Raw genomic sequence first — 25,280 nt, 5'->3', positions numbered from 1 at the left:
AATAGCAACTAACAGGATAAAGCGGGGATAAAAGGCAGAAGACTCCTAGCCGAATGGGGTAGCTGTCGAGCAAGAACTTATGCGTAGCGAAAGCAAAAATGTGTCTGAACCACCGTTATGATAGATGGTCAAACGGCTGATAGACCAAGCCAAAAGGCAAGGATAGGGCATAAGCAATTATCGGATTGACTTACAAGCACTGCCCATAAACCCGGTGGAAAGCATTACGCTGTCATGTTCAACCAATGTGTAATCGGAACGAAGTAAAGCATTCATAGCCCTTGATAATACAAGTAGGTTGCTAGCCGTAAGCTGTGAATGTGTGGGATGGTTGCAGAAGCCAAAGCTCTGGTGTAATGGCAGAGATATGCTGACAGCGCCGGGTGGTGTAAAAGATAGAGACTAAGTAGCCCTTTAAAAGCCTAATGCCACAGAAAAATCTGATGGTGGGATGTAGGGGTAAAAGGAAAACTATCAAGCGGTAGAAATCAGATCATTATGCGAGCATACTGTATCCATAACCAGGATTACATCACTCAGGAGCCGTGTGCGGTGAAAGTCGCAAGCACGGTTTTGTAGGAGAGATGGTAGGGGACACCCTGCCATCGACTCTCTAACCGATTACCCCTAATACGGTAGGGGCGGGTTCACGAAAAATATCTGCCAATAATTGACAATCTCAAAAACCCGCCCTTTTAATCGCTCGATCGTACATGATATAATACTAAATGCGGGTGAGAAACCTCATTTATAAGAGTCGGCGATTGCCACCTATCCTACACAAACCAGTCCGCCTTCTGGCACTAAGAAATTATACAAATTTGGGTGATAATTCACTGACAATAGTCGGCAGCAGTGCCGTGTCCCTACTGCGGTGTCCTGTATTTCATCGGAGTGAAAACTGCTATAATACAAATACCTCGACTGAAATCATCGAAAACTGAAATTTGGGAAAGCCAATGATTGCCGATCGCACCCACAATTATATCTCGCCCGAAGAGTATCTGAAGTTAGAAGAACTCAGTCCGCTCAAACATGAGTATATTCAGGGCGAAGTCTATGCAATGGCAGGTGCAAATGACGCTCATGTAACTGTTAGTGTCAACTTAGTTACCTTGTTGAGAAATCATGTTCGGGGTAGTGGCTGTCGTGTCTATATGTCGGACATGAAAGCTAGGATTGAATCTAAGAATATTTACTACTATCCCGACGTGATGGTAACGTGCGACGAACGGGACAAATCATCTCAATCTTTTAAGAGATATCCTTGTTTAATTGTCGAGGTGTTGTCTAATGGTACGGAAGGATTCGATCGGGGTGATAAGTTTGCTGACTATCAAGAATTAGAAACCCTTCAAGAGTATGTGTTAATTAGTCAAAAACGTGAGCGGGTAGAGTGTTTTCGTCGCAATGCTGAAGGGTTGTGGGTTTTGTATTCCTATACTCAAGGAAGCGAGATTCACTTGGCTAGCGTAGATTTTCGCACAGGTATTGATGCTATTTATGAGGATGTAATTTTTACGAAGGAAGATTCAGAAGCAGATATTGACGAAGTGCGATCTAGGGGATAAATGGAAAGTGCGATCGCACCTCAGTTAAGGAAGGGCGAGCTTGATGTAAGGTGATGGTAAACTGAATTGCAAGTATCTTATATGATTAGTTAATGAGTGGCATTAACCGCGAACTAACACCAGACCCAAGAACCAGTTTATTTGACAAGCATCTTCCCGAAACGCCACAGGTACAAAGACTGCTGAGAAAAGAAGGAAAAGCTCATGTGTTTAATGACAGAGCCACAATGGATTTAGTGATACAAGCTATTATAGATAGAGGAGAGCTTACAGGGATTGAGGATGAAACCGATGACTACGATCGCTACGGGTTATACTTTGATTATCCTATAGGTTATCAAATCAGAGCCGACGGCAGTCGCATTCCGCTGTATTACGCAGAAATTAAAATCATCAAAGGAACCGATAATTACCATGTTATCCCCCGCACAAAACCTCGTCGAACAAATCAATGATTGGGAATTTATCGAGTTGTGGGTAGATCCGATTGTTTTCCCGCCTCGAATTCTGATGTTAGTGGGTGGCAAAAATAGTAAGTGTTGTATTTACGAGCCATCGGCGAATTATAAACCGCTGTTTTTAAGTTCAAGTTACGATGAGGCTCACTCGTGGCTCGTGGAAGATGAATATGAGCGAGTTGATGGTAGGCTTTTATCCTCGGAAATAGTTTGAGACTGTGATATTATGAGGGCGATCGCACCTCGGTTCAGGAAGGGCGATCGCTTTTGATATATTTAAAATGCCAGCAAAAAAGCGCCGATAATTTGTAAGATATGGATGACATACTCAATAGACACTCCGAGTGGGCCCGCCAACGATCCGATCGCCGCCGCTATTTCAGGAACACCGGCACCTGAACTGATTAAAGCTATCAACTGGCTAAGAATTTCAATCACCGCCGGTACGTTAGCAACCAAGCCAAACAGAGCGGCAACATAAACAGCTCCCACCTGGAGAGCTTCGAGTAGTGCCGTTAGCTGCGCGATCGCGTCTGGGCCTTGAGTGTGAATATAATCTAAAATTTGTGTGATTGCTGCTACCAGTGCATCCATCTTTCTTTCCTTTTAGGGTCAAATACTTACGATAAATCAATACTGTTAGTCAACTAGCTGAAAAAGCAGTTCAAAAAATAGTCTGATTATTTCAAACCAGCTCAAATCATTTCTCATCTTGGTTCCTACATTATTCAGCTTTTCAATATGTTAGATAAAATCAAGATTTTAAATAACCAGCCACTCAAAAGTAACATGACTGAAACTGCAAAAGCAGCAGCATTTTCTGGAATTCCAGAAATCTTGTGGCAGCCAGTGTAAATCATTAAAATTGTGTAGGTTATAGCCACAACCATAACTATAAAAATAATTTCCACATTCGTTATTCCTAAAAGACTACTGATTAATAGCAATAATGACGCAGGAACTAAAGCGACACCAGCAATGAATATATCCCCTTGAAAGCTACCATATCCCCGAAATAGTTTGCGCGTCAAAAAACTAGCCCCTGCTATACTCAAAAAATTAGCAGCGCTGGCAAGTATCAAATTAAATAATGAGCTATTGCTCGAAAATTGTGTTAAAAATTTTTGGCACGCGAATACAAAGCAAACTACATATGCTATTCCAAAAGCAATTCCAACTCCTAAAGCACGTTCCTTGCCTAACCCTTCAAAAAAAACTGGAAGACCGCCAACAGGATTAATTAGAAAAATTTTTAATCCTTGGATAGCGTCATTAAGAGTGGATTTAACTTTGCTTGCGACTTCACTAGCCACTTCATTTGGATTTTCTTTTTCGTTCATGATTAATTAGTGAGGGAAGTATTTTTTTGTTATATTTTGTTGCAAAAAAGCAATAAAATATATTTTTGACTCTTACAGCTATATTATGGAAAGCCAGTTAATATATTAACTTTTACCAGTAATCTTTCTCACAATTTTTCTATGCTTATCAATGACATCAGCAACCTCTTTGACTGTCTCCTTTTGTTCTTGCGACAGGGGACATTTTAGCTTAGGTTCTCTTTTTGGTTGGTCAGCCATGAGCTTAATACTCCAATGTTGTGCTATAGTTCATTAGCGGAAAAATATCGCTTATCTTTGGATAATATCATTATATTTATAGTGATGTCCAGTCATACAACGTCAGAAAATGTAAGTTGTTTTACCTGACGATCACTGTCAAAAAAAATCAAATGTTGCCATCCATGTCATAAAATGTCATAAAATAGCAGGTATAATAAGCCAAACCCCTAAACTTAAGTCACCGATGGACGTTAAAGAAGTCTTGAGATTTGCCGATGACCTGGTTTTCGCTAAGACGGGAGAACATTTGGAGGATCTGCAAGAAGCTATCCTGGGTGGTGTATGGGAAGGTCAAAAATACTCTCAAATCGCAGAAGTATCGCATTGTAGCGAAGGTCACGTCAGGAATGTAGCTTCAAAATTATGGAAGCGTTTATCAAATGTATTAGGTGAAGAAGTTACTCCCTCGAATTTACGATCGACACTTGAGAGACGACAATTATTCATCATTTCATCAAATTCGGGAAACGATTTTTTTATTGGTAATGTCAATGTCTGTAAGGATAGTCAATTTTCAGAATATCCACAAAAGCGATCGCCCTCAACCCCCACCTCAGACACCTCCCAACCCCCAACCCGACTAGACTTAGCAGACGCACCTCATATTTCATTATTGTGCGAGCGCACATCCGAACTCGCCACCCTCGAAAAATGGATCGTCCAAGAAAAGTGCACCCTCGCAGCAATATCAGGACTCAGCGGCATCGGCAAAACCGCACTTTCCCTCCACCTCATCCAAAAAATTCAGCATAACTTTGAATGCGTCATCTGGCGAAGTCTCCGCCACTCCCCACCGTTAGAAAGTACCCTAAAAAATCTTCTAGAATTTCTCTTAAATAAACCCGAAATCGAACTCCCTACCAGCATTCCCGATCGACTTTCCCTATTAATGGAATTTCTGCGAAAAAACCGCTGTCTCATTATCCTCGACGACGTGCAAACCATTCTCAGCAGCGGACAATTATCAGGAAATTACCGCCCCGAATGCGAAAATTACAGCATCCTCTTCAGACAAATCGGAGAAACAACCCACAACAGTTGTTTAATCCTCAACAGTTGGGAACCACCCAGAGAAATTACCGCCTTAAAAGGTGAAAATTCACCAGTTCGCAGCTTACAACTCACAGGCATAGGTGCAGCAGCAGCCGAAATTTTCCGGCAAAAAAGTTTACTCAATTCCGAAACATGGGAAAACCTAATTAACACCTACCGAGGCAATCCATTGTGGTTAAAAATAGTCGCCACCACCATTCAAGAAATATTCCGAGGTAGGGTTGCAGAATTTTTAAAATATGATAGGATATTCTTAGGTGAAGAATTGGCAGCAACATTGCACCCGCAGATAAATCGTTTGTCAGAATTAGAGAAAAACCTCATCTGCCGCCTCAGCCGCGAAGCAAATTCAGTTTCAATAGAGCAATTGCTACAAGATGCCGATTTATCGCCCTCGGAGTTATTCAACGGGCTGCAATCTTTGGGGAGGCGATCGCTAGTTGAAATAGAAGAACAGGAGAATGAAACGCTATTCAGCGTTTGTCCTGTGGTGAGACAATATGTGCTCTCAAATCCAGTTTGTTGATACAGTCCGACAGTCCGACAGTCCGACAGTCCGGCAGTCCGGCAGTCCGGCAGGGGTTGAAACCCCTGCCTCAAAGCTAAAGTCGGTTAAAACCGACTACAGAGTGTGATGAAAATGCAATGAATTGTAGTCCTCTTTTAGAGGACTTTCGCTGTGAGACAGGGGTTTTCAACCCCTGTCGGACTGGAAGTCAAACGAGAGACTCGATCGCAAATATGAATACTGCTCAACCTTCATTAACTAAAACCGAATTAAGAAAATCGCTCCTCAACACCCGCAAATCCCTATCAGCACCAGAATGGAGACAAAAGAGCACGAGCATCTGCAATCATCTCCAAAACTCGCCCCTATTCACCGAAGCAAAAACCATCCTCGCCTACTTCAGTTGTCGCCAAGAACCAGATTTAAGTCCCCTGTTTGTAACTCCTCGCAAATGGGGATTTCCCCGCTGTGTCGGCAAAGAGCTATCCTGGCACATCTGGCAGCCCGGAGATGCTTTACATACTGGAGCTTATGGGATACTAGAACCACGGGCGGATGCTCCTAAAATAGATTACTCAGAAGTAGATTTAATCCTCGTACCCGCTGTAGGCTGCGATGTTCGCGGCTATCGCTTGGGCTACGGCGGCGGCTATTACGATCGAATGCTCAGTTTAGCTGAGTGGGAATCAAAAATTACGATCGGCATTATCTTTGAATTTGCCTTGGTCGCCCAACTACCAGTTGACTCCTGGGACAAACCGCTGCGCGGAATGTGCACAGAAAGCGGGTTAGAAATAATACAGCAAACATCTTAAAGGTCGATCGACAAATTAATTTTCCGCAATTAAGTCTATAAGAGTTATTGATTTGTCTCGTTATTATCCAGATTTGAATCTAGCCGTTTGAGAGAGTTCAATCATATCAAGAAACCGAGGTTTGAACTGGGACTCAAACCTCGATTCGCATTGATAATTTCGCCGATGGGTTCCGGTTGCCTAGATGGCGAGGAAATGGGAACTGTTGAGGGAAGCTGCTGGCACGCCAGTTAAAACGGCTAAGACTTCATTGGTAGCAGTTACCTTGATGATGGTATTGCCAGGATTGGAGTCGGGGGCAATGGTTAGCTGAGCAAATGTCAAACCGCCCGTCAAGCCCAGAATATCTTTATTGCCGCCTGTGGCAGTGAAGTCAAGTAAGGTATCAACTCCGTTTCCAGAAGCAAAAACAAATAAGTCTTGGCCGTTTCCGCCCGTGAGGGTGTCGTCACCCATTCCGCCTGTGAGGGTGTCTTTGTTAGCACCACCATCGAGCCAGTCATCACCAAAGCCACCGAATAGGGAATCAGTACCATTTTGACCGGTGAGGGTGTCGTTGCCGGCTTCACCGTCGAGGTAATCATTGCCGGTGTCGGCGTTGAGACTGTCGTTGCCGGCACCACCGAGAATGCTGTCATCGCCTGCATTGCCCATCAGGGTGTCATCGCCTGCATTTCCCATCAGGGAACTAGAGCCTGAGTTACCTAGTAGGAGGATACCAGGGACAGGGGAAGGTGCAGGTGCAGGCGTTACTGATGGTGTAGGCGTTATCGATGGCGTGGGTGTTTCCCCTAGTGTAGGCGTTACTGCAGGTGCTGGTGTTGCCGATGGTGCAGGCGTTACCGCAGGTGCTGGTGTTACCGCAGGTGCTGGTGTTACCGCAGGTGCTGGTGTTACCGCAGGTGCTGGTGTTACCGCAGGCGTTGCCGATGGTGCTGGTGTTACCGCAGGCGTTGCCGATGGTGCTGGTGTTACCGCAGGCGTTACCGCAGGTGCTGGCGTTACCGATGGTGCTGGTGTTACCGCAGGTGTTACCGCAGGCGTTGCCGATGGTGCTGGTGTTACCGCAGGTGTTACCGCAGGTGTTACCGCAGGCGTTACCGATGGTGCTGGTGTTACCGCAGGTGTTACCGCAGGCGTTGCCGATGGTGCTGGTGTTTCCGCAGGTGCTGGTGTTACCGCAGGTGCTGGTGTTACCGCAGGTGTTACCGCAGGTGCTGGTGTTACCGCAGGTGCTGGTGTTACCGCAGGTGTTACCGCAGGCGTTACCGCAGGTGTTTCCGTGGGTGTGGGTGTTTCCGTAGGTGTTGGTGTTTCCGTGGGTGTGGGTGTTTCCGTAGGTGTTGGTGTTTCCGTGGGTGCAGGTGTCACCGATGGTGCAGGTGTTTCCGTGGGTGCAGGTGTTTCCGTAGGTGTTGGTGTGCCGAATTGTAAGTTTTTGAGGATGGCTAAAAGTTCATTATTTTTGCCTTTGCCACGCCAGACTAAGGTATCTTTGGCATTTTCGCCGCTGCCGTTGGTAAACTCTAATTCGTCATTTCTCAGTCCCTTCACAACACCTAGATTATCTTGGCCAATGACGTAATCCCAGATAATATCTACTCCCTCACCGGGCGAAAGCATGAAAATATCTTGACCACCGCCACCATAAAGGTTATCGTTGCCGTTGCCGCCGTAGATTACGTCGTTGCCGTTGCCGCCGAGGATGGAATCATCGCCGCTGTCTCCGTAGAGGGTGTCACCATCTTCGTTACCTAAGAGGGTGTCATTGCCTGCACCTCCCTGAATCAGGTCGAAACCGAAACCGCCGTCGAGGGTGTCGTTGCCGGAACTGCCTTCGAGGATGTCGTCGTCTCCGCCGCCGTCCATGTTGTCGTCGCCGGAACGGCCTAAGAGTGTGTCTTTGCCGTCGCCGCCTTTCATCCAGTCGTTGCCTTCGCGGCCGTCCATGTAGTCGTCGCCGCTACCGCCTTCTAAGCTGTCGTTGCCTTCACGGCCGTCGAGTATGTCGTTGCCGGCACCACCATCGAGGGAGTCGTCATTGTTTTTGCCGTCGAGGGTGTCGTTGCCGTCACCGCCTAAGAGGGTGTCGAGGCCATTGTTGCCGATGAGGAGGTCGTCGCCTTCTTCCCCAGCTAGGAGGTTATTACCTAAACCGCCATCGAAAATGTCGTTGCCGGCACCGCCGTAGAGGGAGTCATCGCCGTTTTTGCCTAAGAGTTCATCGTTGCCGTCGCCTCCTCGGAGGATGTCGTTACCATCGCCACCGTCTAGCTTGTCTTCTCCTCCTTGGCCTAAGAGTTCGTCGTTGCCGTCGCCGCCTTTGAGTTGGTCGTTGCCTGCCCCGCCGTCCATTGAGTCGTCCCCTGCTTGACCTAAGAGTTGGTCTTCGCCGTCGCCGCCGGCAAGGGTGTCGTTGCCGATGCCGCCGTCGAGTTGGTCTTCGCCTGCTTGACCGAAGATGATGTCGTTGCCTTCTTCGCCTTCTAATTGGTCGTTGCCGTTGCCGCCGTCTAGGTAGTCGTCACCGGTGCGACCGAATACTTTATCATCGTCATCGCTGCCGTAGAGGGTGTCGTTATTGGCACCGCCGTCTAGGAGGTCTTTGCCTGCTTGACCTTGGAGTATGTCGTTGCCGTCGCCGCCTAAGAGTTGGTCGTTGCCGCTACCTGCATCCAGAGAGTCGTCTCCGGTTTGACCGTAAAGTTTGTCATTCCCCTCTCCTCCAGATAGTTGGTCATTGCCGGCACCGCCATCAAGGAAGTCTTCACCTGCTTGAGCAAAAAGGGTATCAGCATTATCGCCTCCGAAGAGTTGGTCGTTGCCAGCACCGGCATCAAGTAAGTCATCTCCGGTTTGACCGTAGAGATCATCGTTGCCTTCTCCTGCATTGAGAGTGTCGTTACCGCTACCGCCATCTAGGAAGTCGTTGCCAGTAAAACCGCTGAGGGTATCATTACCAGCTTGACCGTAGAGTTTATCGTTGCCTTCTCCTGCTTCTAAGGTGTCGTTGTCATCACCGCCATCAAGCAAGTCGTCCCCGGTATCTCCGATGATGGAGTCTTCGCCACCATCGCCATAGAGTTTGTCGTCTTCGCCTTCACCAAAGATGAAGTCTTTGCCTTCGCCGCCACTGATGAAGTCGTTACCAGCACGTCCGTGTAGCGTGTCTGTACCATCATTGCCGTAGATGTTGTCGTTGCCGTAACCGTTGTCGCCGGAAACAAAGTCATCTCCGCCTCCTGCGTAGATGTCGTCGTCTTCATCGCCACCGTAGATGCTGTCGTTTCCGCCGGGGCCAGCAGCGTCGTCATCGCCGTAGATGGTGTCTTTGCCTTGGTTGCCGTAGAGAAGGTCTTGTCCTTGACCGCCCCAGATTTTGTCGTTGCCTCGTTCCCCATAGAGTTTGTCTTCACCGCCTTGACCCTTGATTTGATCGTCACCATTGCCACCGGTAATGATGTTGGCTTTGCTGTCGCCGGTGATGTCGTCTCCTTGGTTGGCATCGGAACCAATGACGTATTCAACGTCGATGATTCTGTCAGTACCACCCCAACCGTCTATGCCTATGCCTGTCTCTAGGTTGACGGTGACTCCGCTTTTGTCGCGGCGGTAGCTGGCGGTGTCGATGTCATCTCCGCCGTCGAGGGTGTCATTCCCGGCGTTGCCAATTAGCAGGTCGTCGCCTGTTAAGGCTTTGATGTGGTTTTGACCGTCTTTGCCAACGAGGATGTCGTTATAGTCGGAACCGATGATGTTTTCTAAGTTGGTGAGGGTGTCGGTGTTGCCAAATCCGTCATAGGCGCGTCCAGCAGGGATGCCAAAGTTGGGTTCTAGGTCGGTGTAGTAGTTTTCTGGGTTGGCTGAGTTGACTTCTCCTTGCTTGCGTTGGGCCATGTTGTGGTCGTAACCTTGGCTTTCGTCAATGTTGACTGTTACGCCACTGGGGGAGTTGTGGTAGCTGACGGTATCATCTTCGCTACCGCCATTAATAAAGTCGTCGCCTGCTTCTCCCATGAGGAAGTCATTTTGAGCGTCGCCGAATAGTCGGTCGTTGCCTGTAAAGCCAAATAGGGAGTCGTTTTCACTGCCGCCGTAGATGGTGTCGTTATCTTCGTTGCCGTAGAGGGTGTCGCTGCCTGTGTCGCCGTACATCAGGTCGTTGCCTGTATCGCCTTCGAGTAGGTCTTGGTTGCCTCCACCATATAGCGTGTCGTTGTCTGCTTGCCCGTAGAGGGTGTCGTTTCCTGCGTTTCCTGAGAGGAAGTCGTTGCCGATGCTGCCTTCGAGTAGGTCTTGGTTATCGCCACCAAAAAGGCTGTCACTGCCTTCTTGACCGTAGAGGGTGTCGTTGCCTGTGTTGCCTTCTAGCCAGTCTGCACCTAGACCGCCTTCTAGCCAGTCTTCGTTAGCACCGCCGTAGAGGAAGTCGTTGTCATTGTTGCCGTAGATGAAGTCGTTTCCGGCTCTGCCGTGAAGGGTGTCGCTGTCTTTACCGCCGTAGAGGATGTCTGCTTCACTACCTCCATCGAGAAGGTCGTTTTCTGATTGACCGTATAATAAGTCGTTTGCTTCTTGACCGTAGAGGCGATCGGCTCCGATGTCACCATAGAGGATGTCTTCATCAAGGCCGCCGTCTAAAGTGTCGTTTCCTGCGTCACCGTAGAGAATGTCTTTGCCTGGATCGCCTTTAAGGAAGTCTTGACCGTCTCCTCCTTCGAGGCGATCGTCTTCTGAGCCACCTTCTAGCCAGTCGTCACCGCCTTGACCGTACAAAGCATCATTTTTCTGTTGACCATAGAGAGTGTCGTTTTCGCCGCCGCCTTCAAGTCGATCTTCGCCATCGCCACCATCTAGTAAGTCTTCACCTTCATTGCCATATAAATTGTCGTCATCTTCTTTGGCGTAGAGAGTGTCATTTCCACTGTCACCTTGAAGCCAATCTTTGCCACTACCACCGTCTAGTGAATCATTGCCATCATTGCCATACAATTTATCGTCATCTTCTTTGCCGTAGATAGTATCATTTTCGCTGCCTCCTTCTAGCCAGTCATTACCAGTACCACCATCTAGTAAGTCTTCACCTGCTTCGCCGTAAAGATTGTCATTTTTTTCGTTGCCAATGAGTGAATCTTCACCACTACCACCTTCGAGGCGATCCTCGCCATCGCCTCCTTCTAAAGTATCGTTATCTCCTTTACCATATAGAGAGTCGTTTCCACCTTGACCTTTGAAGAAGTCTTGAAAATTGTCACCGCCTTCCATCGTGTCATTACCGGGTGAGCCACTGATAATTTCAACGTTTAAAACGGTATCTACTGTTGGCTGATTTTTGATATCTACAAAACTGTCTATAATCTTGTAAACATTTTGACCTGCAACTTGTGTTGCTTGAACTTTGATGGCTTTACTGCGGGAGTAATCAGCCGTATCTTGACCCCCTTCACCATCTAATACATCATAACCTTGATCGCCTATTAAAGTGTCGTTGTCATCTCCTCCTTTTAGGACATCGTTGCGACCCCCACCTTGAATATTACCATTTCCTTCAATCCAGTCATCATCTTCTGTACCGGGACGCATTGATTTATTTTGAGTAGGAAAGTAATAACCAGTTGGATTAATTTGGTAAAAAGAATCCTTAAAGTATTTTTGCATTACCTCTTTATGCTCATCATTACCAATATATCCTTTGGGATTGGGATTACCATCTGGAGTAGTATTTACATGATAATCCATTACCCCTTGTCCACTTGCTACTAACTGAGCCATCTTCCAAAGAGGTTTCAACAAAGTAGCTATTTTGGCAAGAGGATTCGATATTTCACTGGCTGACAACTGTAACTGAGTTATTGGGTCATTTTCATAGTTACTTCTATTTATACCTCCCCAATTATCCAATCCACCAACGGCTTGATACAAAGTTGGTGAACCCATAGCAATAATTTTTACTCTAGGATCGGCATTTGTCCCATAAAGTTCTGATAAAGCATCTTCCAAGAAAAAGTTTCCCTGAGAATGACCTATCAAAATTGCAGAATTATTACCATCTTTTAGCCATTCTCTTAGCTGGGGTACTAAGTTAGTATTTACTGCTTTACTCGGCCACGTATCTTTATACCAATATTGGTTAAGTGCTTCTTTTAAATCATTGTCATCACTTAAGCTAGTGATAATATTATCTACTACATTCGCAGGTGTAAACTCAAATATGAAATCTATGATTTTCGCTTGAAAATAATCATCAATTGCTAATGCTGATAAATTACCCCCGCTAGATATAATTTTCTGAATTATATCATAAGTGTCTGCCCACCTTTCAGCTATATTTACAACTCCATCAAGTCCTGTCAAGCTTGCTATATACTTTCCTACAGCGTAATGTAAAACGGGAATTAAAATTACTTTTGCCAATTCCGTTGCAATGATCATTGGATCATCTTTAATGGAGTCATTATAATTGGGATTAAACCATAATGAACTATGGTAATTGGAAGTATTTTTGAAAATTCCTCCATAATTAGCTCCCTCCTTTGAATAGTTGTTTATATCATTCTCATTGAGATCAAAAAAAGTCTTTCGTATTGCTGGTACTATTTTAGTAGTATAATCGGATTCTACCACAAAAATTCCGTTAACAAATACAATATTTGTTTTTCCAGATTGTTTGATGATTTCATCATAAACTACGTTAAATTGAGCATTTTGAGTAGTAGCCATAAATTTTTTCTCCAATCAATTATGTTAGTGAACCCTGAACAATGTAAATGCAGACACGCAAAACTTACTCGCCTTTTTTCCCAAGCGATACTATGAGGAAATAATGAACGCGATCGCGCCAGTATTACCCTCTATAAAACCTATCGGGGTGAACCCCTAATTTTTATGCAGTTTTGCCGAATTTGTTACAAAACTTTGCAGAAAGCCCGTCACATCAAAATACGCCCCTGGAAAATTCCCAAGTGCGCGCTTTTCTAAAATCTTTAATATCAATCTTCATGCACCCCCCCAATAGAAATTTCGTAGTTTCGATCTATCTCTGTTGTTCTTCCGAACTGATACTGATGCGTATTTTATTTACTAGCAAGATTACACCAAAACTACGTTTAGGGAAAGCACGTAAACGCCCGATCGCAATTAATTTTTCTCATTGGTGCGATCGTCCTAATTACGTGTTCGGAAAATCCTGTATAAATCTCTAACCATAATTGCTAATTTACTCACAAAAAAATAGGTTCTTTGCTATTACTTCACACAAACTTGATTTTTCTCACGTAAATATTGCGTAGGCCAATCGAGGGTAATTGGTCAATTCAGTATTTGCACTGAATTCCCCGTAGAAACTTAATTGTTATGAAACGATGACATAATATCGTAGAAGTCGCATCTTGGGGAAATAGGGCACAGGAGCACTCATTACCATGATTTGCCCGTAGTAACCCTGACGATTGTTGAGAGAACATCGTACTGCAAGTCCTATTCCGCTATCCTTTTAATCTAGAATCTAAAACCTAAAATCTAAAATACTATGGCCCAGCGCTACGTTCGAGTAAAAACAACACAAGGACACATCCATTACGGTTTACTGCAACTAAGCCACAGCGTTCAAGTATTTGATGCACCGCCCTGGTTAAAAGGACAACCAACCGATTTGGAACTTTCACCCGATACTTACCAAATTCTCGCCCCGTGTTCTCCCTCAAAAATTGTAGCCGTAGGCAAAAATTATGTCGATCACGCCGCCGAGATGGGAACCCCAGTACCGGAAGAACCCCTGCTATTTTTCAAGCCTCCGAGTGCAGTCATCCCTGCAGGTGCAGCGATTCGTTATCCACAGCAGTCGGAAAGGGTAGACTACGAGGGAGAATTGGCCCTGGTGATTGGCGAACATTGTACCAACTGCACTCCCGAACAAGCACACAGCAAAATTTGGGGCTATACCATCGCCAACGACGTAACAGCCAGAGATTTGCAAAAGCGGGACAACCAGTGGGCGAGGGCCAAAGGGTTCGATACTTTTTGTCCCTTGGGGCCTTGGATTGTCCGCGAACTGAGTCCTGCTGCACAATTGCAGACTTTTGTCAATGAGAGCGAGCGACCGGTACAGTCATCCCAGATCGATCGCATGGTATTTTCGCCAGACTTTCTCGTCTCCTACATCAGTCAAATAATGACCCTAATTCCCGGTGATGTGATACTGACAGGAACGCCGCAAGGAGTAGGGCCGCTACAAATAGGCGATCGAGTCCGCATCGAAATTGAAGGCATCGGCAGTCTTGAAAATACAGTAGTTATGGGTTATTAGTTATTGGGCATTGGGCATTGGGCATTGGGCATTACAACCAACAAATAATAACCAACTAACAACTGCCAACTCCCAACAGTCAACTACCAACTACCAACTGCTTTCCTGACTAACGAACCTGCATATAAACAGCATCCGAAAGCGGAGGAATCTCTGCATAGCGTCCCAAAAGCGACTGCACGACTGCATAAACAAATGCAGCAAAAGCGCCCAAAAACACCATGTTATACAGAGTTTCCGCAATAAATGCGACTTGGAGGCCGTTAGAAAAAATCGGCAAAACCAGACCGCACAGCATCAAAACAATGTCTAAAAGAATCGCCTGCATTGCATTAAAACGAATGAAGTGACTGATGTTTTCGTTTCTAACTACTCCTAAATACAGGGCAAAGAAGATAATCAAGCTAGCAAAGGGCAAACTATAAATTTGCATCAAAGGAGCTAGCGGTATCAACAACAGTTGCAGGACAGGAAACTGTGTAAACAGAAACCTGCCAAAGGCAAGCCCGTCAACCAACGGGAGCAAATAAGGCAAAGAAGCAAAAATCCGGTCTGTAACAGTTGTAGACCCGCGCCAAGTCATAATGAACTCTCCTGAGTCGATCGGTTAACTATGAATTCCATTAAACTCAGGATAACGCAGCAGCAGGGTTTGTGTTTCGACTCTGCCGGAACTTGCTTTTCACTCAGCAGGGAGCAGCCCCAACTACCAGAGGCAGGCTTTTTTATTTAATATTAGCGATCGTGAAGCCCATTTGACACTCGTACCGATCGGGCAAATTTTCCGTAGGTTTAGCAACTGGATGTCCACAGCGAAGCTCTCCACCGCTCCAGCGCGGTTGGCCAGTGCGATCTGCCAGCAAACAACTTTGGCAAACACACTGAGGGGCAAGCATCTGATTTTCCATTAAAATGACTAACATTTGATACCTCCGGCAGGTTTCACACCAGTAATTTCATTGTATGTCAGGAGTTGGGGACAAACCGCTTAACCTGAACACAACGTAATATTTATGTCAATGGTGCGAAATCCGTAGTACGGTATAAGATCCCCAATTCCCAATCCCAAAACTGTCAAGAGGTTGATTATTGTGACGGACACTAACTTAGAATTCCTTTCCAAAACCGATCCGCTGATTGCCGATTTAATCGGGCAAGAGCTCCAGCGGCAGCGAGACCACCTAGAACTCATCGCCAGCGAAAACTTTACCTCCGCAGCGGTAATGGCAGCTCAAGGCTCAGTGCTGACCAATAAATACGCCGAAGGACTGCCAGCCAAACGTTACTACGGCGGCTGCGAATTTATTGACGGCATCGAGCAAATCGCGATCGATCGCGCCAAACAGCTATTTGGAGCCGCTCACGCCAACGTCCAGCCCCACTCCGGCGCTCAAGCCAACTTTGCAGTATTTTTGAGCTTGCTGGAACCCGGAGACGGAATAATGGGCATGGATTTGTCCCACGGCGGACACTTGACCCACGGTTCGCCGGTCAACGTATCCGGCAAATGGTTCAAAGCTTTTCACTACGGCGTCAGCCAAGAAACAGAACAGCTCGACTACGACGAAATTTTGGCACTGGCCAAAGAAAACCGACCGAAATTGCTAATTTGTGGGTATTCAGCATATTCGCGAATTATCGACTTTGAGAAGTTTAGAGCGATCGCCGACGAAATCGGAGCCTACCTGCTCGCAGACATCGCCCACATCGCCGGGTTAGTCGCCACAGGGCATCACCCCAACCCCCTCCCCCACTGTCACGCAGTCACCACCACCACTCACAAAACCCTGCGCGGCCCCCGTGGTGGCTTGATTATGACTAATGACCCGGAATTAGGTAAAAAGTTTGACAAAGCAGTTTTCCCCGGCACTCAAGGTGGGCCCTTAGAACACGTCATTGCGGGCAAAGCAGTAGCTTTCGGCGAAGCATTAAAGCCTGAATTTAAAACTTATTCCGGTCAAGTAATTGAAAATGCACGCGCTTTAGCGACACAGTTGCAGCAGCGGGGTTTAAAACTCGTTTCCGGTGGCACGGACAATCACTTAATGCTAGTTGATTTGCGATCGGTAAATATGACAGGCAAGCTAGCGGACCAATTAGTCAGCGGTGTGAATATTACTGCTAATAAAAATACCGTGCCTTTCGATCCGGCATCGCCCTTTGTCACCAGCGGTTTGAGACTCGGTTCGCCGGCGATGACCACCAGGGGAATGGGAACAGCAGAATTTACTGAGATTGGCAATATTATTGCCGATCGCCTGCTAAATCCAGATGATGAAAGCGTCGCAGCAGACTGCCTGCGTCGAGTAGCAGCACTGTGCGATCGCTTCCCGTTATATCCCCACTTGTACTTGAAAGTGCCGGCATTAGCTTAATTTTCCTGATCGGCAATGGGAAATTGGTAGTTGGAAGTGTACGGGTAAAAGGGTTAGTCGATTTTAGATTTTAGATTTTAGATTTTAGATTTCTTCTCGCATTGAATCTGGGGGATTGAACTAGCATCTTAAATTTTGGGATCGACCATCGATTGTATCGGGGGCTTGTAACCGCTTTGGGGCGGATATAAAGAGCAGGAAAAGATTGAGAGTTGCCGGTAGCGATATTGACAAGCGGTTTTCACCAAAAATATCGATCGCCAAGGCGGTTTTTAGTAAAGATATTTGTCGGGCGGGGCTGGTTTGAATAACGGTATTTGTAGGTTGCGAAAGATACCGCTCAACTGGGCCCGCTCGCCAAATATCGACTTTTTGGCTCGCGAAAAAGTCGATATTTCAAATCGTTAATTCGAGAGTTATGAATGAACAACCTGACAATTCGCCCCAGGGCAACTGCCATTGCGGCAAATCTCCGACTCCCAAACCCCCAGTCGCTCTTCAAGATGTTTCCTTGTTATAAGCCATCTGAAATGTAGTAGACTCTGCCTGACAGACTAATTGCCCCGCACTATTTAAAATTGATTTCAGATGCCGTACCAGTATCTGTACCACATACTCGCTTTTCTGGTTTCTGCGATCATCGTCCTCTGGAGTACACCAATAGTCAAAAAAATTGGTCTCAAAAGCGGGCGAGTCGATCGGCCAGGCGAGCGAAAAGTCCACAAGCGCCCTATGGTGCGCTTGGGAGGAGTGTCCATCTTTCTCGGCACTATCACTGCCCTCTTATTTGTCTGGATCTCAGGAGGCTTCATCGATGCTAACGGACAAGTTCTCAATCCCAAAGACGAATACGAAATTTGGGGAGTCACCCTCGGCGGCATCGGATTCTTCCTCATCGGTTTAGCAGACGACCTATTTTCGCTCTCGGCATTAAAACGCTTGCTCATGCAAATTGGCGTATCCAGCATCGTTTGGATGGCAGGCGTACAGATTGAGTTTCTGACAGTTCCCTCCTTGGGACTGACTAATATTGGCTGGCTGAGCTTGCCAATTACCGTGATTTGGCTCGTCGGCATGGCGAATGCCATCAACTGGATTGACGGTTTGGACGGTTTAGCAGCCGGAGTTTCAGGGATTGCAGCCGTTGTGATGCTGATTGTCAGTTTGGCGATGCAGCAACCAGCGGCGGCCCTCATTGCAGCGGCTTTGGCTGGCGGGACATTGGGGTTTCTGCGCTACAACTTCAATCCGGCTCAAATCTTTATGGGAGATGGCGGGGCTTATTTTATCGGGTTTACTCTCGCTGGAGTGGGAGTAATTGGGTTAGTTAAAACTACGGCTGTTACTTCTGTGTTGCTGCCCTATTTAATTTTAGCTGTACCGATTTTAGATATGTCGGCGGTGATTCTCGATCGACTTCGCAACGGCAAGTCACCGTTTATTGCTGACAAGCGCCATCTCCACCACAGACTTCTACAAGCCGGACTATCCCATCGATTTGCGGTTTTATTTATTTACTCACTGACACTGTGGGTGGGAAGTTTAGCCCTAGCTTTTTCGCTTCCGAGCGGCGTAATTTACGCTATGGGTGCAACAAGTTTGCTGGGATATGCTAGCTGGAAAGTTTGGAGACACGCTAGGTGAAGGAAGAAGGAAGAAGGAAGAAGGAAGAAAAATAATTTCTAATGCCAAATGCCAAATGCCTAATTCCCAATGCCCTGCGCGGGCCAATGCCCTGCGCGGGCCAATGCCCAATGCCCAATGCCGAATTCCCTGTTTTGCCAATGCCCTGTTTGCCCAATTCCCCAATCCAAAATCCAAAATCTAAAATCTAAAATCGAATAATGGTTGCTGAAATTATTTGTGTTGGCACTGAATTGCTGTTAGGCGATATTCTTAATAGCAATGCCCAGTTTTTAGCCAAAGAATTAGCGAGTCTGGGAATCCCTCACTACTATCAAACAGTGGTGGGGGACAATCCAGAACGTATCAAACAAGTGTTAGAAATCGCCGTCAGTCGATCGCAGCTTTTGCTCTTCACCGGCGGTCTGGGCCCCACACCAGACGACCTGACAGTGGAAACCATCGCCGATTTTTTTGGGGTTCCCTTAATAGAAAAGCCGGAAATTATCGCCGATATCGAATACAAATATGCCCAGCGGGGACGCACCATGAGTCCCAGCAATCGCAAGCAAGCTTTAATTCCAGAAACTGCGGATATTCTGCCGAACCGCAGCGGTTCTGCACCGGGCATTATTTGGCAACCGGTTTCTGACGTGACAGTAATGACTTTTCCCGGCGTACCGGCGGAAATGCACTTGATGTGGCAAGAAACCGCCGTTCCTTACCTGCAAAATAACGGCTGGTGCAGCGCCACTATTTACAGCCGCACATTAAAATTTTGGGGGATTGCTGAGTCAGCATTGGCGGAAAAAGTAGATAGTTTTTTGAATTTAACTAATCCTACTGTGGCTCCCTACGCCAATCACGGCGAAGTCAAACTGCGGATTTCGGCCCGCGCAAACGAGAAAGTGGCTGCGAAAAACTTGATTGAGCCGATCGAACAACAATTGCGGCAAATTGCCGGCTTAGACTGTTACGGTGCTGATAGCGATACCCTCGCTTCGACTGTGGGCCAATTGTTGCTGGATGCGGGGCAAACTCTTAGCGTGGCTGAATCCTGCACGGGAGGAGGATTGGGGGCGATGCTGACGGGTGTTCCCGGCAGTTCGAGCTACTTTTTAGGCGGGATTATTTCTTACGACAATCGGGTTAAGGAAGGATTATTAGGTGTTAAGCCGCAAGATTTAGCCGAATTTGGGGCAGTCAGCCACCAAGTGGCAAAACAAATGGCTGCGGGAGTGCGTGCCAGTCTCAATACAAATTGGGGATTGAGTATTACAGGCATTGCCGGGCCCGGAGGTGGCACAGATGCTAAACCTGTCGGACTGGTTTATGTTGGTTTAGCTGGCCCCCACGGATCCGCAGAAAGCTTTGAATACCGTTTTGGCGATGCCAGAGGCCGCGAGTGGATTCGGAATTTGAGTAGCTGTACGGCGCTCGATCGGCTCCGGCGTACATTATTGTTGGCAAAAGCGTAGAAAAAATCCTACGATTGGTCAATTGTCAACAGTAAACCGTAAGCTTAAGCTTTATTTAACACTCTCTACTCCGATATAATTCGGCAATTTTCCTTTTGCCTCTTGATTATCTGTAAAGATTAGTTATGATAATAAGAGAGGACTGATTGGCCAATATACTGACTCTCTCCATTGCTCAAAATAACCAGCAAGCGAGAAAGCAAGTTTGACCTTTGGTTTCAAAGTCGTGCTTGCTTATTTTCAGATATTTAGCCGTCGGTTTAGCAATCTAGACTATAAAAAAAGGAGCTATCCGTTCAATGGAAGACATTGAAAAGGTGCTGGAACAAATTAAAGAATGGGTTCGCAAGCTGATAGAAGGACTGCTGAGTCCCGAACATGAACCTGAACTAGAACCGATTCGTATTCCTGTAAACCAACCGAGGAATCGCAGGTAGTCGGGACTGAATTAGAAGTTTGAGGTTTAAGGTTTGACGTTTGAGGTGGCAGACTGGTTCTAAATCCCATGTCAAAACTCTCATAATTTTTGTTGCGCGGGAAATTTTAAAATTGTTAAATATCCTGGTACTTCACGGCCCTAATCTGAATCTATTGGGTCAGCGAGAACCTGGAGTTTATGGTTCTGCGACTTTAAATGATATCAACAAGTTGCTAGAACGAGAAGCGCAAGCCCTCCAGGTGCAAGTCTCAATTCAGCAGTCGAATCATGAAGGGGTATTGGTGGATGCAATTCACTCGATGTTAGGGCAGCACCAAGGCTTATTGATTAATGCTGGAGCTTATACTCATACGAGTGTGGCAATTAGAGACGCGATCGCAGCGGTGAATATCCCGGCGGTAGAAGTTCATCTGAGCAATATTTATCGGCGGGAAGATTTTCGGCACCACTCCTTTATCGCAGCGGTGGCGATCGGACAAATCAGCGGTTTTGGCCCAGAAAGTTATCGGCTGGGGCTGCAAGCTCTAGTTAGTTACCTGATTAAAAATTAAAAATTTACCGATGGTAGCGATCGGATGAGGGCAGGTTTTAGATGGAAAACCAGCCCTTATATGTTTGGGTTGAATTTTGGCTTGAATTCAAATTAACCACAAGACTTGGGTAAAACAGGATACCATAAAAAATCATAAATTATAAATTACCAATTACTAACAACTTGAGTTAAATTCAAATGCGGCATTCCCTGTTGAGCAAGTTTCAAGGAACCATCCTGGGGGCAGTTTTAGGAGACTCTCTAGGCCTGCAATACCAGAGGCAACTCGTCGGTATTCCCCCCCAAACAGAAGACTTGCAGCCGATTTTACAACTGACGAAACACCAACAATTGACCGTAAGTGGCGCAACATTGGCGTTGAATTCTGTCAACAGTAAAATCCCAAGTGGCAAAGACTCATCCGCATCCGGGACACTTGCGGTAGCGTGTGCTCAAAGTTTAATTCGGTGTAGGGGTTTAGATTTAAAAGATTGGCGCGATACTTGGGAAGCATTTGCCAAGTCGGAAATCTACCATCCCCGCAACAGTGAGTTTCAAACCCTGCTTAACCCTGGTGAAGCTGCCGTTGCTGCGCTGCCATCGGCGATGTTTTTTCACGAAAATAAAGCCAAACTGCGAGAAAAAATCATGCTGGCGATAGAGGTTTGGCACAACGAAAACCAGCCAGAATGGGAAACAGCAATTTTAGCAGTAGCATATACGATCGCCCGATCTCTCAAAGAAAGACTTGACCCCGCGACAGCGATCGAGCAAACACTTGCCTACCTGAAAACAGAGAATGCCTTAACAGAGCTGCTGCTGCAAGTACAAACACTATTAGAAAAGGGAGCCGATTTAGAAACAGCCGCCACTCATCTGTGCAAAAGCGCCACAGCTTTGCGAGAAAGACAGGGCGAAGGTGAAAAAAAATTACCAACCGAGTCAATTGTCAATCCAGGAAATTTCATTCCCATTGCCTTAGCTTTCTACTGCTTTTTGAACACCCCAGAAGACTTGCGCTTGTCAGTGGTGCGCGCTGCCCGCTGTGGTATAGCCGGACAAATAACCTGCGCTTTGACGGGAGCTTTGTCTGGAGCTTATAACGGCGTTGCTGCGATTCCTGTAGAATGGCGACAGGTATCTTCGGCTCAAGTTAATTCGCAGCAGCTAGCCGAGGGCCGAGAACCTTTGCTCTGGGGAACTGGCAGCGATGTAAAAATTGTAGAGTTAGCAAATAACCTGTTTGCAGTTTGGGCAGGCGTTTACAGGCCCGATGCCGGACTTGATTCTGCAGTGCTAGCCCGATCGGTGGCTGCACCTTATGTCATTAGACCTCGTAAAATATAAAGGTTAAAGCTTTTAACAGTAAGGGGAAACCAGCAATTAACAAGTCAAAAGCGAAAGTGGAAGGAGAGCGCCAATTAAAGATTAAAAAGTGAAAAATTAAATCGGACGCGCCTGCCCCAAAAAACCGGGTTTCAACGAGAATATGGGTAGTTCGGATAAAATCAATCAAGATGCATAGTCAGAAATTCTGACAAAGCTGCTGGATAACAGTGATATATCTTCGACACAAATGAATACGCTCTCCTCATTGATGCGACAGATTGAGCAGCTAGGGGCTGCGCGCTCACTGCGCCAACACATTGCTAAAGTGCAAAATGGCAGCAAAGCAGATACCTCACGCGCTGGCGGGCCTCTCCTGAGCCGTTTGTCGCGCCAGAAATGGCTTCTTCCCGAGACTTTTACTACTAAATTTACAAGTAAAACCTCCAAATCAAGCCTCAAAAATCAAGCTCGTTCCCCTATGTTGGCGCTGGTAGCGGTAGTTTCCCTAAGCAGCACTCTGGGCCACCGCTTCTACAACCAGCCGAAACTGGATGTGGGGACGAAAGCTCCTCAGACGATTAAGGCTCCTGCCACTGCTAGCGTCCCGGATTACAAAACTACTGAAGAACAGCGGAAAGCAGCGCGGATAGGGGCTGTAGCTATATTAATGCTGGATTCGGCGGTCGATCGACAAATTTATAAAGAATTGCAACAATTTTTGCAGCAGGGAAGCGAGCTACGGGAGGCGGTAGGCCCGTTTCCGTTTGCGAGTACCTCGGCGCTCTCACTTGCGGTTCAGGTTTACTTGCGGGGCTGTCCCGAGTGGGAGTGGCGCTGGATTTTGGCGCAAGCGGGTGACAAAAGTGCAACTTCCGAGCGATTGAGTTTGGATTCCCCGGCAATTGCTGGGGCAACAGATAACAAGTCTCAGCAAGATGCTATCGCTCAACTGCAAGCTTACAGCCGATCAGTCCGGGCAGCAGACTTTCAAAGCCTGACAGACAGTATTTCCTCTGCTCGCCAGCGCTATCTCAATGCTGTGGAGGCGCTGGGAGAACCGTCGGTTTTGGGGCTGCCCCAGATTTACGATACTTCGCTGTTTGATTTGTCCGAAGCAGCTTGGCAGAAAACCCAAACCGGTATGAGTCGGGCGGCAAAAAGAATGGTGGCTCAAGGTATCCCGCAGGGGTTGCCCAAAGAGATTTTACAAGAAGCCGTGAACCTGCAAGTGGCTGATGAAGTGCCGTTAGAGTCCCAAGGTTTGGCGGTTGAGGGTTTAACAGCGATTTTGCAGCCAAATCTGGTGAGAGATCGGGAGGAAACCAAACAGCTAGCTGAATTAGCGGCCCAAAAGGTGAAACCGGTGATGATCGCAGTAGATCAGGGCGAGATAATTGTTGCACAAGGACAAGAGATATCGCAGCAAGATTTCGTGTTGCTGGACTATTTTGGTTTGAGCCGGCGGGGGGTGAATTGGCTGGGGCTGACGGGTTTTGTTTGTTTAGTCGCGGGGGCAATTGCGATCGTACTACTGGTGGAAAGGCACTACCGCTTGCGCCGCAGAGATCATTTGCTATTGCTGCTGCTGACTTTGAGCGCGCCGGTGCTGGTGAGTTTGGGGCTGCCTTGGACGAGTTTGCCCGCGATCGGGATTTTAGCGGGCGGCTTCTACGGTTCGGCGGTGGGAGTCACTGTGGTGGGGCTGCTGTCGGCGCTGCTGCCCATTGGCTTAAATGTGGACTTGATTCATTTGGTGGCTAGCGGGGCGGGCGGATTGCTGGGCGCTTTTATGGCCGGGCGGCTGCGATCGCGCGAGGAATTGGCTCTTTTGGGCGTAGCTGTCGGCTTGGCTCAGGGCAGCGTTTATCTGGTGGGGACTTTGATTGCCAGCGCGGCTGCCGGTGCGATTTGGTACGTCGTACTCGGTACGGTGGGCGCGCAAAGTTTGGCCGGTTTGGCTTGGAGCGTTGTGGCGATCGGCATCAGCCCTTATTTGGAACACGTTTTTGACTTGATTACGCCGATCCGGCTGGCGGAACTTGCCAATCCCAACCGCCCGCTGTTGAAGAGGTTGGCTGCCGAGGCTCCGGGGACTTTTCAGCACACGCTGTTTGTGGCGAGTTTGGCAGAGGCTGCGGCCCGGGAACTTGGCTGCAATGTTGAGCTGGTCAGAGCTGGGACATTATACCACGATATTGGAAAAATGCACGACCCGCTGGGATTTTGTGAAAATCAAATGGGCGGGGCCAACAAGCACGATGAAATTAATGACCCTTGGGCGAGCGCGGAGATTATTAAAAAGCACGTTACTGAGGGTTTGGTGATGGCGCGGAAGCATCGATTGCCGAAGGCAATTCAGGCGTTTATTCCCGAACACCAAGGTAAAATGTTAATTGCTTACTTCTACCACCAAGCGCAGCAAATTGCTGCAAAAGAAATAGAAGATTTAAAGATGGTGTTGCCAGATGCGGATAATTCAAAGTTAACAATCGCAAGTCGCCAAGTGAGGGAGGAGGATTTTCGCTATGATGGGCCGATTCCGCAGTCGCGGGAAACCGGGATTTTGATGCTGGCGGATTCTTGCGAGGCTGCTTTGCGATCGCTCAAGGATGCTACTCATGAAGAGGCTTTGAATATGGTTAATAAGATTTTGAGGGCTCGCTGGCAGGATAATCAGTTGATTGATTCGGATTTAACGCGGGAGGATATGTCTCTAATTGCGGAGATTTTTGTGCGAGTTTGGGAACAGTTCAATCACAAGCGGATTGCTTACCCTAGTGCAGTTTTTACTCCCAGGTAGGGGGAATTTTTTAGTTAGGAAAAATCAGTTCGCATTTCAGTTGTGAATGAGATTTTATTGCGATTTGCCCCGCAAACCGCCATGCACTTCAGGATTGTCGCTGACAATTACCATAGTTTGTTTGATTCCTCAAAATTCCGAAGAGTCGATATCTCTTTCGCCGGCTAGGTGCGATCGCAATTTTTGCCAGTCTTCGGCATCGATCGCATTTGCAAAAGCGATGATAGTATCTACAACCCCAGCGTAGTAAACAATCCAGCAGATTGCTGGCTGTTCCTACATCACAAATAAATTTTGTGAGTTTTGAGTTCAAAAGATTTTAATTTTTAACCGCAGAGGAACGCGGATAAACGCCGATTTTTTGTGCTGATT

The 25,280-nt window shown here is 47.0% G+C and carries 19 protein-coding genes; 14 read left to right on the top strand and 5 right to left on the bottom strand.

What is annotated here, in order from left to right:
- Window positions 1–959 precede the first annotated feature (959 nt).
- The 3 genes from QT987_RS04055 (at window position 960) to QT987_RS04045 (ending at window position 2,243) form a co-directional block, all read left to right on the top strand.
- Window positions 960–1,571, top strand: a complete 612-nt coding sequence (locus QT987_RS04055; protein ID WP_333237647.1) for a Uma2 family endonuclease — start codon at window positions 960–962, stop codon at window positions 1,569–1,571.
- A gap of 92 nt (window positions 1,572–1,663) precedes the next feature.
- The gene (locus QT987_RS04050; protein WP_333237485.1) at window positions 1,664–2,026 is read left to right on the top strand and encodes a DUF6972 family protein; all 363 of its coding nucleotides are present in this window, start codon (window positions 1,664–1,666) and stop codon (window positions 2,024–2,026) included.
- A complete protein-coding gene (locus tag QT987_RS04045) occupies window positions 1,986–2,243 on the top strand; it encodes a hypothetical protein (RefSeq protein WP_333237482.1) in 258 nt (85 codons plus the stop codon). Before QT987_RS04050 ends, QT987_RS04045 begins: the two co-directional genes overlap by 41 nt.
- 62 nt (window positions 2,244–2,305) lie before the next feature.
- Here the strand turns inward: QT987_RS04045 and QT987_RS04040 are convergent, their stop codons facing one another.
- Entirely contained in the window at window positions 2,306–2,623 is a 318-nt protein-coding gene (locus QT987_RS04040) for a hypothetical protein (protein ID WP_333054669.1), read from the bottom strand.
- A 134-nt stretch (window positions 2,624–2,757) separates the two neighbouring features.
- A complete protein-coding gene (locus QT987_RS04035) occupies window positions 2,758–3,369 on the bottom strand; it encodes a hypothetical protein (RefSeq protein WP_333237480.1) in 612 nt (203 codons plus the stop codon).
- Between the two features lie 466 nt (window positions 3,370–3,835).
- On the opposite strand from QT987_RS04035, the gene QT987_RS04030 reads away from it, so the two are divergent.
- On the top strand, window positions 3,836–5,230 hold the full coding sequence (locus QT987_RS04030; RefSeq protein ID WP_333237478.1) for an NB-ARC domain-containing protein: 1,395 nt from the start codon (window positions 3,836–3,838) through the stop codon (window positions 5,228–5,230).
- A gap of 215 nt (window positions 5,231–5,445) precedes the next feature.
- Window positions 5,446–6,027, top strand: coding sequence for a 5-formyltetrahydrofolate cyclo-ligase (locus tag QT987_RS04025; protein WP_333237476.1), 582 nt, complete (start codon window positions 5,446–5,448; stop codon window positions 6,025–6,027).
- Window positions 6,028–6,207: 180 nt separating this feature from the next.
- Here the strand turns inward: QT987_RS04025 and QT987_RS04020 are convergent, their stop codons facing one another.
- On the bottom strand, window positions 6,208–12,747 hold the full coding sequence (locus QT987_RS04020) for a hypothetical protein (protein ID WP_333237474.1): 6,540 nt from the start codon (window positions 12,745–12,747) through the stop codon (window positions 6,208–6,210).
- Window positions 12,748–13,555: 808 nt separating this feature from the next.
- Here QT987_RS04020 and QT987_RS04015 point away from each other — a divergent pair.
- On the top strand, window positions 13,556–14,332 hold the full coding sequence (locus QT987_RS04015; RefSeq protein WP_333237472.1) for a fumarylacetoacetate hydrolase family protein: 777 nt from the start codon (window positions 13,556–13,558) through the stop codon (window positions 14,330–14,332).
- A 109-nt stretch (window positions 14,333–14,441) separates the two neighbouring features.
- Here the strand turns inward: QT987_RS04015 and QT987_RS04010 are convergent, their stop codons facing one another.
- Window positions 14,442–14,915: a Tic20 family protein gene (locus tag QT987_RS04010; protein WP_333109200.1), complete on the bottom strand. Its 474-nt coding sequence runs from the start codon at window positions 14,913–14,915 to the stop codon at window positions 14,442–14,444.
- Window positions 14,916–15,057: 142 nt separating this feature from the next.
- Window positions 15,058–15,255: a hypothetical protein gene (locus QT987_RS04005; protein WP_190739976.1), complete on the bottom strand. Its 198-nt coding sequence runs from the start codon at window positions 15,253–15,255 to the stop codon at window positions 15,058–15,060.
- A 168-nt stretch (window positions 15,256–15,423) separates the two neighbouring features.
- On the opposite strand from QT987_RS04005, the gene glyA reads away from it, so the two are divergent.
- From glyA to QT987_RS03965, 8 genes are all read left to right on the top strand, one after another.
- Window positions 15,424–16,707, top strand: coding sequence for a serine hydroxymethyltransferase (gene glyA, locus QT987_RS04000; protein ID WP_333237470.1), 1,284 nt, complete (start codon window positions 15,424–15,426; stop codon window positions 16,705–16,707).
- A 588-nt stretch (window positions 16,708–17,295) separates the two neighbouring features.
- Window positions 17,296–18,351: an MraY family glycosyltransferase gene (locus QT987_RS03995; protein ID WP_333237467.1), complete on the top strand. Its 1,056-nt coding sequence runs from the start codon at window positions 17,296–17,298 to the stop codon at window positions 18,349–18,351.
- 200 nt (window positions 18,352–18,551) lie between these two features.
- Window positions 18,552–19,808 (top strand): competence/damage-inducible protein A, encoded by a 1,257-nt coding sequence (locus tag QT987_RS03990; protein ID WP_333237465.1) that lies wholly within the window; start codon window positions 18,552–18,554, stop codon window positions 19,806–19,808.
- Window positions 19,809–20,107: 299 nt separating this feature from the next.
- Window positions 20,108–20,245 carry a hypothetical protein gene (locus QT987_RS03985; protein WP_333237463.1) on the top strand — a complete coding sequence of 46 codons (138 nt, stop codon included), beginning with the start codon at window positions 20,108–20,110 and terminating at the stop codon, window positions 20,243–20,245.
- Window positions 20,246–20,357: 112 nt separating this feature from the next.
- Entirely contained in the window at window positions 20,358–20,798 is a 441-nt protein-coding gene (gene aroQ, locus QT987_RS03980; RefSeq protein ID WP_333237461.1) for a type II 3-dehydroquinate dehydratase, read from the top strand.
- A gap of 179 nt (window positions 20,799–20,977) precedes the next feature.
- Window positions 20,978–22,126, top strand: coding sequence for an ADP-ribosylglycohydrolase family protein (locus tag QT987_RS03975; protein WP_333237459.1), 1,149 nt, complete (start codon window positions 20,978–20,980; stop codon window positions 22,124–22,126).
- Window positions 22,127–22,355: 229 nt separating this feature from the next.
- Window positions 22,356–24,908 (top strand): HDIG domain-containing metalloprotein, encoded by a 2,553-nt coding sequence (locus QT987_RS03970; RefSeq protein WP_333237456.1) that lies wholly within the window; start codon window positions 22,356–22,358, stop codon window positions 24,906–24,908.
- 46 nt (window positions 24,909–24,954) lie between these two features.
- Window positions 24,955–25,155: a hypothetical protein gene (locus tag QT987_RS03965; RefSeq protein ID WP_333237454.1), complete on the top strand. Its 201-nt coding sequence runs from the start codon at window positions 24,955–24,957 to the stop codon at window positions 25,153–25,155.
- Window positions 25,156–25,280 lie beyond the last annotated feature (125 nt).

It is taken from the genome of Microcoleus sp. SVA1B4, from assembly GCF_036700545.1.
Lineage (GTDB): Bacteria > Cyanobacteriota > Cyanobacteriia > Cyanobacteriales > Microcoleaceae > Microcoleus.
This window is presented reverse-complemented; position numbering and strand designations above follow the sequence as displayed.